The sequence below is a fragment of the Hymenobacter norwichensis DSM 15439 genome (genome assembly GCF_000420705.1).
Lineage (GTDB): Bacteria > Bacteroidota > Bacteroidia > Cytophagales > Hymenobacteraceae > Hymenobacter > Hymenobacter norwichensis.
The window spans coordinates 114,029-127,907 of the sequence record NZ_ATVL01000010.1 but is presented as its reverse complement, the minus strand read 5'-3'; the positions used below and the strand labels follow the sequence as shown (position 1 = coordinate 127,907).

The 13,879-nt window shown below is 56.3% G+C and carries 12 protein-coding genes; 3 read left to right on the top strand and 9 right to left on the bottom strand.

Annotated elements, in window-relative coordinates:
- Positions 1–104 precede the first annotated feature (104 nt).
- The 3 genes from kdpA to G536_RS0118610 all read right to left on the bottom strand — a co-directional run bounded on the left by kdpA (position 105) and on the right by G536_RS0118610 (position 3,908).
- Positions 105–1,805: a potassium-transporting ATPase subunit KdpA gene (gene kdpA, locus G536_RS0118625; protein ID WP_022825118.1), complete on the bottom strand. Its 1,701-nt coding sequence runs from the start codon at positions 1,803–1,805 to the stop codon at positions 105–107.
- Positions 1,806–1,887: 82 nt separating this feature from the next.
- Positions 1,888–1,965, bottom strand: a complete 78-nt coding sequence (gene kdpF, locus G536_RS33105) for a K(+)-transporting ATPase subunit F (RefSeq protein ID WP_425402142.1) — start codon at positions 1,963–1,965, stop codon at positions 1,888–1,890.
- Between the two features lie 587 nt (positions 1,966–2,552).
- A complete protein-coding gene (locus G536_RS0118610; protein WP_022825116.1) occupies positions 2,553–3,908 on the bottom strand; it encodes a sigma-54-dependent transcriptional regulator in 1,356 nt (451 codons plus the stop codon).
- 174 nt (positions 3,909–4,082) lie between these two features.
- On the opposite strand from G536_RS0118610, the gene nhaA reads away from it, so the two are divergent.
- From nhaA to G536_RS32910, 3 genes are all read left to right on the top strand, one after another.
- Positions 4,083–5,396: a Na+/H+ antiporter NhaA gene (gene nhaA, locus G536_RS0118605; protein ID WP_022825115.1), complete on the top strand. Its 1,314-nt coding sequence runs from the start codon at positions 4,083–4,085 to the stop codon at positions 5,394–5,396.
- Positions 5,397–5,575: 179 nt separating this feature from the next.
- The gene (locus G536_RS28775) at positions 5,576–6,394 is read left to right on the top strand and encodes a phosphatase PAP2 family protein (RefSeq protein ID WP_022825114.1); all 819 of its coding nucleotides are present in this window, start codon (positions 5,576–5,578) and stop codon (positions 6,392–6,394) included.
- A gap of 193 nt (positions 6,395–6,587) precedes the next feature.
- Positions 6,588–6,719, top strand: a complete 132-nt coding sequence (locus tag G536_RS32910) for a hypothetical protein (RefSeq protein ID WP_281170622.1) — start codon at positions 6,588–6,590, stop codon at positions 6,717–6,719.
- 82 nt (positions 6,720–6,801) lie between these two features.
- On the opposite strand, the gene G536_RS30925 is transcribed toward G536_RS32910, so the two are convergent.
- The 6 genes from G536_RS30925 to G536_RS0118565 all read right to left on the bottom strand — a co-directional run bounded on the left by G536_RS30925 (position 6,802) and on the right by G536_RS0118565 (position 13,850).
- Entirely contained in the window at positions 6,802–9,228 is a 2,427-nt protein-coding gene (locus G536_RS30925; RefSeq protein WP_157530761.1) for a T9SS type A sorting domain-containing protein, read from the bottom strand.
- A gap of 275 nt (positions 9,229–9,503) precedes the next feature.
- A complete protein-coding gene (locus G536_RS0118585; protein ID WP_084708700.1) occupies positions 9,504–10,178 on the bottom strand; it encodes a sterol desaturase family protein in 675 nt (224 codons plus the stop codon).
- Positions 10,179–10,251: 73 nt separating this feature from the next.
- A complete protein-coding gene (locus G536_RS28760) occupies positions 10,252–10,773 on the bottom strand; it encodes a shikimate kinase (RefSeq protein WP_022825110.1) in 522 nt (173 codons plus the stop codon).
- Between the two features lie 125 nt (positions 10,774–10,898).
- Positions 10,899–11,954: an ABC transporter permease gene (locus G536_RS0118575; protein ID WP_022825109.1), complete on the bottom strand. Its 1,056-nt coding sequence runs from the start codon at positions 11,952–11,954 to the stop codon at positions 10,899–10,901.
- Positions 11,955–12,064: 110 nt separating this feature from the next.
- A complete protein-coding gene (locus G536_RS0118570; RefSeq protein ID WP_022825108.1) occupies positions 12,065–13,165 on the bottom strand; it encodes a BT_3928 family protein in 1,101 nt (366 codons plus the stop codon).
- Between the two features lie 139 nt (positions 13,166–13,304).
- Positions 13,305–13,850, bottom strand: coding sequence for a DUF1599 domain-containing protein (locus tag G536_RS0118565; RefSeq protein ID WP_022825107.1), 546 nt, complete (start codon positions 13,848–13,850; stop codon positions 13,305–13,307).
- Positions 13,851–13,879 lie beyond the last annotated feature (29 nt).

Here is a 13,879-nt window from a genome sequence, read left to right as displayed (position 1 = left end):
TAGAGCTAGTGCGAGAGTGAGCAATGAAAAGGCGAAGACTAAAAGCTATTCTAGTTCCCCTCTTCGTTGAGGAGAGGGGCTAGGGGTGAGGCCAATCGGCCGCGCTAGTACAAGGAGAAATGCTCGGCCAGCGGGCCTAGCGCCAGGGCCGGGAAGAAGGCCAGGGCGGCAATGATGACAATGACAGCCAGCACCATCACCCCGAAAGTGGCCGTGTCGGCGGGCAGCGTGCCGGCGCCTTCGGGGGTGTATTTCTTGCGGGCCAGCAGGCCGGCAATAGCCACAGGCCCGATGATGGGCAGGTAGCGTGACAAGAGCAAAATGACGCCGGTGGTGATGTTCCAGAACGGTGTATTGTCGCCGAGGCCCTCGAAACCGGAGCCGTTGTTGGCAGCCGCGGAGGTGTACTCGTAGAGCATTTCCGAGAAGCCGTGGTAACCAGGGTTGGCCAGCCAGCCGGCGTATTCGGTGGGGTTGCCCACGTAGGTATGGGCCGCTAGGGCCGTGCCCGCCAGAATCAGCAGCGGGTGAAGCAGCGTCACGATGATGGCAATTTTCATTTCGCGGGCTTCAATCTTCTTGCCCAGAAATTCGGGCGTGCGACCCACCATCAACCCGGCCACGAACACGGCAATGATGAGGTAGGCAAAGAAGTTGAGCAACCCCACGCCGCAGCCACCATAAAAGGCGTTGGTCATCATGCCCAGCAGCTGGCTCATCCCCGAAATCGGCATGAACGAGTCGTGCATGGAGTTGACGGACCCGCAGCTGATAATGGTGTTGGTGATAGACCAGTAAGCGGAAGCTACCACGCCAAAGCGCATTTCTTTGCCTTCCAGCGCGCCCAAGCTTTGGTCGATGCCCATGTGGCTGATGGCGGGGTTGCCGTGCATTTCATAATACACAGTCGGGGCCAGCAGCACCATGAAACCGACGGTCATGACGCCAAATATCATCAGCGACAAGCGGCGGCGTTTCAGGTAGAAACCCAGCGCAAACACCATAGCTATCGGAATGATGGTCAGGGCAATGTTTTCAGCGGCATTGGTGAGGTAGTTGGGATTTTCGAGCGGATGCGCCGAGTTGGCCCCGAAGAAGCCGCCGCCGTTGGTACCCAATTCCTTGATAGCCACCATAGCCGCCACTGGCCCGCGTGATACGGCCACCGAGTCGCCCTGCACCGTTATGAGTTGCTGCTTGCCCTGTAATGTCATCGGGGAGCCGTTGAACACCAGAATCAGGGCCAAGATTAAGGAGCCGGGGAGCAGCAGGCGCGTAATGCTCTTCACGAAGTACTCGTAGAAGTTGCCCAGCTTCTCGGTCGTGCGGGTCTGCAAGGCGTTGATTACCACCACCGCAGCGGCAATACCGGTAGCCGCCGACACAAATTGCAGGAAGGTGATAACCACCATTTGGGAAAGGTAGCTCAACCCCGATTCACCGGAGTAATGCTGCAGGTTACAGTTCACCAGAAACGAAATGGCCGTGTTGAACGCCAGATCGGGAGTCATGGAGGGGTTGCCGTCGGGGTTGAGTGGCAAGGCACCTTGCGTGCAGAGCACCACCATGGCCAGCAGGAACCACACCAGGTTGATGGTGAGTAGCGTCGTCATGTGCTGCTGCCAGGTCATGTCGCGCTTGGAGTCGATGCCCGCCAGACGGAACAGGCCGTTTTCGACGGGTGCCAGAAAATCCAGGGCGTTTTTTTCGCCTTTGAATACGCGCGCCAAGTAGCGCCCCAGCGGAATGGCCAGCACCAGCGTCAGCAGGTAAATGCCGATGATGCCCAGTAGTTCAGAATTCATATCAGTTGAAAATGCGGGTGCCAGTTGCCGGTTTCCACGAGGCGGCAGCGGCCAGGCGGCCCCTCGTGGGCAACCAAAAAAGTTAGAATCGTTCGGGCTTGAGCAGCACGTACACCAGGTAGACAAACACGGCCAGCGACAAGACAAAGAGGGTAATCATCATGGGGAAGGCCGGGGCTAGATGTGGTCGAAAAACTCGACGGATTTAAAGAAGAGCCAGAAGCCAGCGCAGCTGGCCGCGGTGAGCAAGGGAATCATAAGAGCAGGTGCCATAGGTGCCAGATTGTTGACGTGCGCATTCCCACTTGCCAATCCCGACCCGATTTGCTCCTCACCACACTCTAATCAGTACATCACGCTGATTATCAGCGACTATATTTCCAACACAGTGAATACAGAACCATGCAGACACAAAAAAACCGGGTCATTCTGACCCGGTGCGTCGGTCAGAATAACCCGGTTTGAATAGTATATAGACGCAACACTTCGCGTCTCGGCGTTGCTGAGGTTGTTTAGGCGGGGCTATCTATTGGGTGTGAGAAGTAGAAGAGTACTAAGAAAGACCGTCATGCAGAGCGCAGCGAAGCATCTTGCGTGCTGACGTATGGTTGCTAATCTTGAGTCAGCACGCGAGATGCTTCGCTGCGCTCTGCATGACGGGCCTTTTATGCGGGGTTAACCTGTGTAAAAAGCAGCATTGCCTAACTATACACGTCGTTCAATACCGAGATGCAAAGTGTCGCGTCTCTACAACCCATACTCCTGAATCTTGCGGTAGAGGGTTTTGGTACCGATGCCGAGTTGGCGGGCGGCTTCCATTTTGTTGCCGCCGGTTTCTTGCAGCACCGTCCGGATCTGGCGCTTTTCTAGAGTGCGGAGGGTTTTGTCGGAGGCTTCATCGGCGGCTGGCTCCGCCGTGAAATACTGAAACTCGGTGGGCAGGTCGTCAATGGTTAGCGTGTCGGTGTCGGCGAGGATGGCGGCGCGTTCCAGCACGTTTTTCAGCTCCCGCACATTGCCGCGCCAGTCGTGGCGCTGCAGCTGCGTTAGAGCTTCCGGTTCCAGGCCGCGCAGGCGCTTGCGCAGCTTGGCGGCGTAGAAATGCAGGAAGTAGGTGGCTAGTGGTTCGATGTCTTCGCGGCGGGCGTTGAGCGGCGGCACGGCCACCGTGAAAACGGCCAGCCGGTAGTACAGGTCGGGGCGGAAATGACCTTCGTCGGCTTCCTGGCGCAAGTTGCGGTTGGTGGCGGCCACAATCCGCACGTTCACGGATATAGGCTTGGTGTCCCCGATTTTGGTGAAGCTTTGGGTTTCGAGCACGCGCAGCAGCTTGGCCTGTAGCTCCAGCGGCAGTTCCCCTATTTCATCCAGAAACAAGGTGCCGCCGTTAGCTTCTTCCATCAGCCCGCGCTTGTCCGCTAGCGCCCCAGTGAAGGCGCCTTTGCGGTAGCCCAGCAGCTCCGATTCCAACAAGTCTTTGGGAAAGGCGCTGCAATTGACGGCCACAAACGGCTTGGTGCGGCGCGGACTGGCGGCGTGAATAGCCTGCGCAAACAGCTCTTTGCCTGAGCCCGTGGGGCCTTCCAGCAATACGGTGCTGTCCGTCGGCGACACGCGCAAAGCCAGCGCTTTAGCCTGCGCCAGCGGTACGGAACCGCCAATCATGGAGTCGAAGGTGAACTGCGGGGCCAGCTGCTTTTCCAGCTCGGCCACGCGGCGTTGCAGGCGCGCTTTGTCGGCGGCGCGTTCCACTACTACTACCAGCTGGTCGTCGGAGTCGCCTTTGGTGAGGTAGTCGAAGGCGCCGGATTTCATGGCTTGCACCCCATCGGCAATGGTGCCGTAGGCTGTCATCAAAATTACCTCAGCCAGTGGGGCCACAGCTTTATAGCGCGGCAGCAAGCTCAAGCCGTGACCGTCGGGCAGTTTCACATCGGAGAGAACTACCAGCACTTCCTCAGCATGCTGGCGCAATAGTTCCAAGCCGCGCTGGGCGTTGGCTGCCATCAGCACGGTGTAGCCTTCCAGCTCCAGCACCCGCCCGACCACTTGGCGTAGGCTATTTTCGTCGTCGATGAGCAGGATGGTATTAGACTGGGGCATGGCGGATAGGCAAAGGCAGGGCGCAAGAGTACGCAAAACCCGCTTTCCACCAAAGGAGCTACCTTCCTGGCCCCAACTAACCGGCGGGGCCGCGAATATGCTGCGCGCTTGTCTATGCCGCTAGCTTCCCCGTAGAACAGCCTTCATCAGGCGCTTTTTCCCTTGTAGTGTAGTATGGCTGTAGCCCAACTTATTCGGCCGCTGGTGCGGCCTTTCGCCGAATTCTTTCGCCGGGAGGCTGCGGGAGGTATTATCTTGATGATTAGCGCGGTACTAGCGCTGGTGCTAGCCAATACCGAGTGGGGCGTTGCCCGCTACTTCCCCACCATCTGGGACCAACACCTGCGCATTGGCTTCAACGGCTTAGTGCTCGACAAGAGCCTGCTGCACTGGATTAATGACGGCCTGATGACCGTGTTTTTTCTGATTGTAGGGCTGGAAATCAAGCGGGAAGTGCTGGAAGGCGAGCTAGCCTCGGTGCGGCAGGCGGCCTTACCCATTGCAGGGGCCTTAGGTGGCATGCTACTGCCGGCCCTGCTTTACTCGGTGTTCAACCACGGCACCGTTACGGCGGGCGGCTGGGGCATTCCGATGGCTACTGATATTGCGTTTGCGCTGGCCGTATTGCAGTTGCTGGGCTCCCGGGTACCGCTCGGCCTCAAGGTATTCCTCACGGCGCTGGCCATCGTCGATGATTTGGGCGCGGTGCTGGTTATAGCGGGCTTCTACACAGCCGATTTGGACCTACACTACCTGTACCTGGCGCTAGGCACCTGGGCATCATTGATTGCTCTCAACCTACTGGGCTTCCGCAGTTTGTGGCTGTATCTGGGGTTAGGCGTAGTGCTATGGTATTTCACGTTGGAATCTGGCATCCATGCCACTATTGCGGGGGTGCTGCTGGCGCTGGCCATACCTTCCCGCATTGGTCTAGACCGCAACGCGTTGCTGCGGCTGCTAGATGAGCGTCTACGGTTTCTGAACCACGAAGTACATGGCGCCGACGCCGACCCGCGCACCATTAGCGAAGAACTGGAGCACTTGTCGGACTCCATCAGCTCGCCGGCCCAGAAGCTGGAGCAGAGGCTGCACTCGGTGGTAGCCTTCGGCATCATTCCGCTTTTCGCCTTTGCCAATACCAGCCTAGCCATTGATGCTTCGGTATTCGGGCAACTGTTTTCGCCGCTGGGTTTGGGCATTCTGGCCGGCTTGGTGCTAGGTAAGCCCCTAGGCATTGGGCTGTTGGCGTGGACCACCGTACGGCTTGGCTGGGCCGAACTACCAACCGGCGTAACATGGCGGCACCTGTGGGGCGCGGGCGTATTGGCCGGCATTGGCTTCACCATGGCCCTGTTCGTGACGCTGCTGGCACTGGGCGAACATTCCGAAGGCGAAGCGGTGGCGAAATTAGCTATCCTGTTAGCCTCGCTCACCTCAGGCACAGTGGGCTATCTGCTGCTCCGCTCTACCCCTAGCACTTCTCCATAACCAGCATCACGGACGTAACCTTGTATATTATTTAAGTCTTTATATCCATTTGATTAACAGCCTTTTTCAGCTATTTCACATACCGATTTGTTCACAATTTCTTAACATACTTCACTTCCAGTAAATAAGTCGCGTAGAAGCGTATTTCACCGAGTATTCTCTGCTTTCACTTCTTTGGAATGCGCTCTTTTCTACTAGCCCACACAACGGCCCTGCTGCTACTGCTCGGCTCATTTGCTCCCGCTTACGCCCAGGTTCCGGCCAACCCCACGCCTGCTGCCACCGACACGCTTCGCAAATTCGAGAACCCCAACGGCGTTTCCTCGCCAGTTGCCAAGCCTTGGTATAGGGGCAAGTTGGTGAAAGCCACCATTATACCGGCCCTGATGATTGGCTACGGCATCAGCACCATCAATGGCAACGGCATTTACAGCAGCTACGATGCCCGGCGCGACATCCAAAAGCAGTTTCCCAACTTCCACACCCGCGTGGATGATGCTCTGATTTTTGCGCCGTATCTGGAGTTGGGGGCCGTGGCGCTGGCCGGCGTAGAGTCGCGCAATGACCGGATTAATACGCTGCTCATCATTGGCAAGGCCGAGGCGTTTATGCTGGTGAGCGTATTTGCGCTGAAGAGCGTCACCAACGTCACCCGTCCTGACGGTTCCGACAATCAGTCGTTTCCGTCGGGGCACACTGCACAGGCGTTTCTGGCGGCCAGCATCGTGCACGCTGAGTTTCGCGACAAAAGCCAGTGGTACGGGGTAGGCGCTTATGGTATTGCCACCAGCGTAGCGGCCCTGCGCATGCTCAACAACAAGCACTGGCAAAGCGACGTGGTGGCCGGCGCGGGTTTCGGAATTTTGTCGGCACACCTGGCCTACCTTTCCCACCGCAACCGCTGGGGCCGTAAGCCTCGCTTGCTGGAAGGCACTAGCTTTTCCCCCATGTACTACCAGGGCGCTACGGGTCTCACTTTCACCTGGCGTCCGCAGTAAGTTGTCAGTTGCCCGTTGCGGACTACCAGTTTGCTTTTTGTTGATGCCTGACAATGGGCAACTGATAACCAACTTTTTCCAACGGACGCAGTATCTACACATACTGCTCTGCACTGAAGCAGGCGCCCTTCCTTTCCTCATCCACACTGCCATGACTACTTACCGCCCCATACTCGCATTTTGCCTCCTCGCCTTGATGTTCTCTGTTAGCAGCTGCGACGCCATTGGCACCATTTTCAAAGCAGGCGCCTGGACGGGCCTTATCGGGGTTTTCCTGGTAGTGCTGCTGCTCTGGTTCATCGTCACCAAAATGCGCAGCCGCTAACGGTTGCTACACATACAACACAAAAGGCGGCTTCCTGCATTAGGAAGCCGCCTTTTGTGTTGTATTTAAGCCTAACTGCTGGCTACTCTTTCACTATGCGCAACGAAACTGGTCCTTGCTCGGTGCGCAAATGCAACATGTATACTCCGGCCGGCTGATCGTGTAGGTCGAGGGCTGTGGCGCCAGATAGGTGGAGGCGGGTGGCACCGTGCACGGTGTACAGCGTACCAAAAAGTGGAATAGCAGCCCCGTTGGATGCCAGTACGCGTACGTAACCGGTACTAGGGTTGGGTACTACAGCCAGCGTAACTGGAGCTGCTTGGCAGGTAGAGCAGCCTTGCACTACAACCACTGGCGAGTAGGTAGCAGTACCATCGAGGTCCACTTGCCGCAGGCGGTAGTAGAGCGTACGGTTAGGCGCTTTGGCGTCGTATAGGTTGTAGCTATGAGTGCCCGCCAACGACCCTTTGCCCGCCACTCTGCCTACTTTCTCAAACTGATGACCATCAGCACTGCGTTCTACTTCGAAATGGCTGTTGTTTTTCTCAGAAGCCGTTTTCCAACTGCACTGCACCCCTGAGCTTGTCCGCTCGGCCTCGAAAGACACTAGCTCCACCGGCAGTGGTGCCGCGGGGTTAGACGATACTGCATAGGGTGAAAACGAGGTCAGGCCCACACGGGTGAGCTTGTAGCTGTTGGGCACTGTACCAACTGCCGCCGCCGTCGGGCCAACTTTATCAAAGTAGGGCTTGGCGCCGGTGCTGATGTAGTGGCTGATGTAGCCCTTAGTACGGTCAAAGTTGGTTCCTTCGGCCCCACCGGCCATCTGGTCGGCAAGGTTCCATTGCAACGACATGGTTACGTTAGAGTTACCTGCCACTTCCTCATCCACGAGCCAAGTTTTCTTCACGTTTTGGTTCAGCACTTCCACTACGCCATTCTCCTCAGCGTCGTAGTTGGTGTACATCTTGTCGAGTACCCGCACTGAAAATACGTCTTCGTTGCGAGCGGTGGTACTGTTGGGCTGCTTCAACCAAGCTGGCGTGTAGCTAGTGGCTGAGTTGCCCACCGGAAACAACACATCAACTCCGGTATTGGCTACCGACTGCCGCAGGGTGCCTTTGCCGTTGGTCACAACAAACGCTGTGGAAGTGTAGCCTTGAATTTGACCGCCCCGCTGCAAGGTTAGGTTGTTGTTGCCTAGAAATAGGTCTGGCTCCGCTGAGCCGTTGGCGCTTGCAAAAGTTAGGTTACCATTAACTAGGGTATTGCCCACTAATAGCTTTTCACCAGCTCCCGTGAGCTTAAGGTTACCGTACGCCACGGGCGCAATGTTTATGCTGCTGTTGGTGGTCAGGTATTCCACCGTGCTGGCTGGGTCCAGTTCACCGAATGTGAAGGCGTAACCGGGCTGCTGCACAGCTAATGTGGCATTGGACTCCACCTCTACTCTCCCCGCAATGTTGTCGTTGTTATAGAGATATAACCGGGTCGGGTTGGCGGTAGTAGCGCCTGGTAGCCCCACTACAATCTTGGAATTGGCCCCATTCACGGTCCAGGTGGTAGTTGCGCCCCCGGCGGCACCATTGATACGGCTAGCCGCCGCGTTGTTGGTTGTGGTATTGCCCTGCACGTAATACGTGGCATTGGGTAGCGAAAAGCTAAAGTTGCTAGGTAGAGGCCCCGTACCGTTGGCCGTGGTGCTCCAGGTGGCAGCCTCTTCCAGGTTGCCGCTGGTTTTTGAGTAGAAAATATTGGTGAAAGCGGAGATAGTCACATCGTCGATGGACAAGCCGTTGCCGTTGGTGGTGTTATTGAGCACGTAGCTCCACCGAATCATAATCTCTTGGTTCGGCAACAAGTCGATACCACTCAGCGTGCTTTGGCGAACCCGGCGGTTGGTGGGGGAGTTACCGTCGCGGCTGGCAATAACAGTGGCGGTGGAAGGAGCATCTACCCCCAGGTCGGCAATGCTGGTCCAGGTGCCCGAACCGTTGAACAGGCTTTCCACCGTACCCGCTACCGCCGACTTGCGGTACGTTACATCCACGCGGGCTCGATCCTGCTTGCCGGAGTTGTACCAGTGCTCCATAGCATACACAATATCCAGGTTACGGATGGTGGTATTGGTGCCGTTTTTCAGCCGGATTCCCACATGCCCTATGCCGTTGCCGGTGGTAGTGGCGGCAATACCACCAAAGGAGCGGTCGGTGCTTAGCGCGCCCGTAGCATCCCCGAAGTGGTAGTAATTGGCATTGGTGTTGGAGCCGTCGTTGGCAGCAAATGAGGGCGGCGAATAGGTGAATCCCGGAAACTCGGCCTCCGCGTACACGCCCCGCAAATTGGCCGTGGTATTGTTGGCAAAGCTGGCCGCACCCGTCAGCGTATTGAAGTTCTGGGTGTACGGCACCAAGTTGTTGGCATCCGTCCAGGTGTGTTGGGCCGCGGCGGGCATACTGCTAAGACCGGCGCCTAAAAGCGCAGTGAATAAGCTGTAGATTTTTCTCATATGATATAGAGGGTAGTTTTCAAGAAGTTTGCTCAGCAAAGCACAAGCTCAACCGTAACATATCCGACCCCCAAATCTACGGATAGTATAAATTAGCTTCAACTTAAAACCCTTTAAAACTGCTGTTTATGCGTATTTTCAGATCTTCATTTTATTATTTACTGGAATATTTAAAAATACACTAATCGAATATTTTCACTCGCAACCACAAAAAAAAGACCTACCATTTACTGACAGGTCTTTTGAATATAATTCAGGTAGTAACTGAAGCAGGACTACTTCTTTGCCTTGCTGGGCATGGTCCCGATGATATGGTCCCAAAGGGTGCTGCTCACGCCAAAGGCAATTTCGTCTTGCCGATAGTGGTGCTGGGCGTGGTGGGTCCACCATACTTTCAGAAAGTTCTTTGGTGGCGCATACATGTGAATGGCGTAGTGCACAAACAGGTATAGCGCATAGCCGAACACAAAACCAGCCAGTACGCCAAATGCGGCGCTACCAAAAATGAAGCGGAACAAGAAGAACAGCAACGATGCCACAAACACGGTTACAATAGGCGGCATAGCCAGCCGGGTCTTGTCTTTCGGATATTCGTGGTGTACGCCGTGCATGGTGTACTGGAACTTGATGCGTCCCGGCGACGTAGCTGGAATGTGGTAGAGGTAGCGGTGCATGGCGTACTCCACAAACGTAAACAGGAACCAGCCGCCCAAGAACTGCCCAAAAGCCGCCAAGCCGGTAGTGAAGCCCTGCGTGATGCCGTAATACAGGCTCACCCCAGCCGTAATAATAAAAATCGAAGTCGGGAGGGCAATGTGCGTGTGCGAAAGACGCTCCAGCACCGGGTTTTTAAACAGCTGAGCCGAGCCTTTATGTTTAGGCTTCACATTCTCAGGCGCTTTGGCTACCGTGGGAGTCGGTGCAGGGGAAGTAACAGTTTCTAGTGACATCGTAGATACTATGCTTATTTTCTGGACACAAAAGTACGCAACGCAGCACAAAGGTTGGAAACGATACCCGTAATCAGGCCGAAGCTTGGTACTGCGCCACCAACTGACGCACGGCGTGCACGGTGCAAGTGGCAGCCTGGCAGCACAGTGGTGCGCGGGTATAAAACTGATGCCGTAAGCGTAAGGTTTCAGTTAGCTGCGCAATGAGTGCCGACGCATCGGGGGCATTGGCCAGCAGCGGGCGGCTGTTGCGCACGGCCAGAATACGGCTCACCAACTTCTCAACGGGCACCTCTAGGTACAGTGTCAGGCCGGTTTCAAGTAGTACTTCCAGACTATTGTGGAAACAGGGCGTGCCACCGCCAGTAGCCAGTACCATCTGCTCCTTTTGGGCTATTACCTCGCGCAGCACCGCCGCTTCCCGCTGCCGAAAATAAGCTTCGCCTTCAGTAGCAAAAATCTCCGGAATACTCCGGTTTTCCTGGCGCACTATTTCTTCATCGAGGTCTACAAATGGCACTTCATAGGCCACGGCCAGCCCTCGGCCCAGGGTGGTTTTGCCGGCTCCCGGCATGCCAATCAGGTAAAGGCGCATTTGTTGATTACTGATGTGATAATTGTTGATTGGTTACTAGCTGTTGATTGTTGAAGCATTACTTATTTGACGGCCATTGCCAGCTGGAACAACAACCAACAATTGTCAATCACAACATCAGCACATCAACTCAGCCGTACCCGCGGGTCGAGGATGGCGTAGAGCACATCCACGGCAATATTGACGAGTACAAACAGGGCCGCAATGAAGATGGTAGAGCCCATAACGACCGGAAAATCCAGGTTCTCCACGGCACGTAATGTGACCGTGCCTAGGCCCTTCCAGTTGAAGATATATTCGATGAAAAACGCCCCCGCCATCAGGGAGGCCAGCCAGCCCGACACGGCCGTTACCACCGGGTTCAGTGCGTTTTTAAGGGCGTGCCCCACCACTATGTGGTAGCCTGACAAGCCCTTGGCCCGCGCCGTGCGGATGTAGTCCTGGCTGAGCACGTCGAGCATGGAGGAGCGGGTGAGCTGAGTGATAACTGCCAGCGGCCGGATGCCCAACGCAAAAGCCGGCAACAGCAGGTTGCGCAGCACCAAATGGCGGCCCGTAAACGGGTCGGTTTCGTAGAGCTGGCCGGTGAGGTTGAGACCGGTCCAGTGGCTCCAGTAGAACCCGAACGTAATGGCAATCAGGATACCCGCCACAAATGACGGCACCGAAATACCCAGCACCGAGGTAGTAATCAGGGTTCTATCCAGCCAGGAGTGCGGCTTAAGGGCGGCCACTACCCCGAAGGCAATACCCAGCACCGCCGCCAGCAGCATAGCCGCCAGGGCGAGCCACAGCGTACCCGTGAAGTGGTCTAGCAGGATGCTGAGCACGGCCTTGTTACTTTGAAACGAACGGCGCAGGTAGGGTTTTTTCAGCACCACAGCCTTGTTGCCCAGCGGCAGCAAGGTTGTGCCGCCGTACTTGGCCACACCCGCCGAGTCACGCGGGTGCACGCCTATGGGCGAAATGTCGTTGAGGTAGCCGCCGAGCTGTACGGGCATACTCTCATTGAGGCCGAGGTCGGCAGCAATGGCGGCGCGAGTGGCAGCGTCGGAGCGTTGGCCGGCCAGCAGCGCCACCGGGTCGCCGGGCAGCACCTGAAACAGGAAGAATACCGTGCACGCGACGCCCGCCAATATCAGCAGGCCCTGCCCCAGACGACGAAGAACAAAAGTTAGCAAGCTATCAGGGTCTTGGGAGCTTGGGGACTTAGCGGCTTGGAATGGTTACCGGGCCCTACGTAAGACCAGTGAAACCAAGTTCTCAAGACCTTAAGATCCCAAGATCCTATTTACAATTTCTTCTCCACGTCGCCGATGGCTGGAATGTCGTGGTAGTGGTACTTGCCTTTCACGGTGCCGTTTTGCAGCAGAATCAGGCCGGGGTTCGAGCGGATCATGGACTTGAGCACGGTGGCATCGGCGTAGTAAAACGGCGCGGCCAGGTTTACATCGTGCCGGAAGGCATCGAAGGCGGCGGGGCTGCTACTGGTGAGCACTAGCACCGAAATCCGCTTGCGCGACTTTTGCGCCGCCGCAAACAACTGGTTGATCAACTTGAACCTGTCCCGGTCGGCTTTTTCGGTGCCCTGCACAATTAGAATCAGCCGGTTGCCTTGCAGCAATTCCTGCGTGAAGTCGCCATCGTCGTTCCACACCCGGAAATCGGTGATTTTCGGGCCGGCTTCGGGGTTGAGTGCCGTCATTTCCTTGTACTTCCAGGTGGAATCGGTGGGGTACTCGGTGAAGTCCTTGGTTTCGCCGTTGCGCTCCATCGTGTACTTGTACTTAATAGGCGCCGAGGGCTTCATCAGTTGCCCAATGTTGTTGCCGACCTTGTAAGGCAGGAAATCGAAGTAGGGCAGGTGCCCCAGCGCCCGCACTCCAATGCCAATAGCCACCGCCGAGGCAATGGTGATGTACATCACGCCTAGCTGACCTTTGGCAAACACTCGGCGCAGGAAGCGCTGGTTCATGAATACCACCGCCCAGAGGCCCAGCAGGAACAGGTCTTTGAAGAACGAGGTCCAAGGGGTGAGCTTGATAAAGTCGCCGAAGCAGCCGCAGTCCGTTACCTTATTGAAAGCGGCCGAATAGAACGTGAGGAAGCCGAAGAACACCAGCAGCGCCAGCAGCACCCACAGCGTTTTGCGCAGCATCCAGCGCAGCAGCAGCGCCACGCCTAGTATCACCTCCAAGGAGCTGAGCACAATGCTGAACGTGCGAGAATAGGGCTTGAAAGCCAGGAAGAACCGGCCAAAATCTTCGGCAAACACCTCGAAGTACTCCTCCAGCTTCAAGGCCGTACCAACGGGGTCGTTCAGCTTGATCAGCCCCGAGAAAATAAATATCACGCCCAGCAGCAGCCAGCAGATTCGGGTAATTTGTTTCATGTAGGTAGTGCGTAGTACTTGGTGCCTAATGCTTAGTGTCAATTCCGGAACACAGATTGCTGCTACGTAATGCTAGGCTGTGCAAGTTACTCAACGAAACAGCACATTTCGATGCCGCCGATGCACTACGCACCAAGCACTACGCACTAAATCCTTTTTTAATCAGCACAAACACGGCGTAGTTGAGCATGTCGCGGTAGTTGGCCTCCACGCCCTCCGATACCTGCGTGCGACCCGCCAAATCTTCAATCTGCTTGGTGCGGTGCAGCTTCATCAGAATAATGTCGGTGATGCTCTCGATGCGCATCTGCCGCCAGGCTTCGCCGTAGTCATGGTTTTTGGCGAACAGCAGGCGGCGGTTTTCGGCGGTTTCCTGGTCGTAGGCTTCGGCCACGGCAGCCGGGTCCAGGTCGAGAGGCGCGTCGGCGGGCAGGCGCAGCTGCATCAGGGCAATAACGCAGTAGTTGATGATGGCCACGAACTCGCCATCCACGTCGTCGGCTACCAGCTGGGTGCCCTTCTCCTGGATGCTCCGGATACGCTGAGCTTTGATATAAATCTGGTCGGTGATGCTGGGTAGGCGCATGATGCGCCAGGCCGTGCCGTAGTCGTGGGTTTTGGCCAGAAACAGCGTCCGGCACTGCTCTATTATCCGGTCGTACTCGAGTTGGGTTTGATTCTCCAAGTTTTTACGCCTATTTTGTTGGGTGTTGG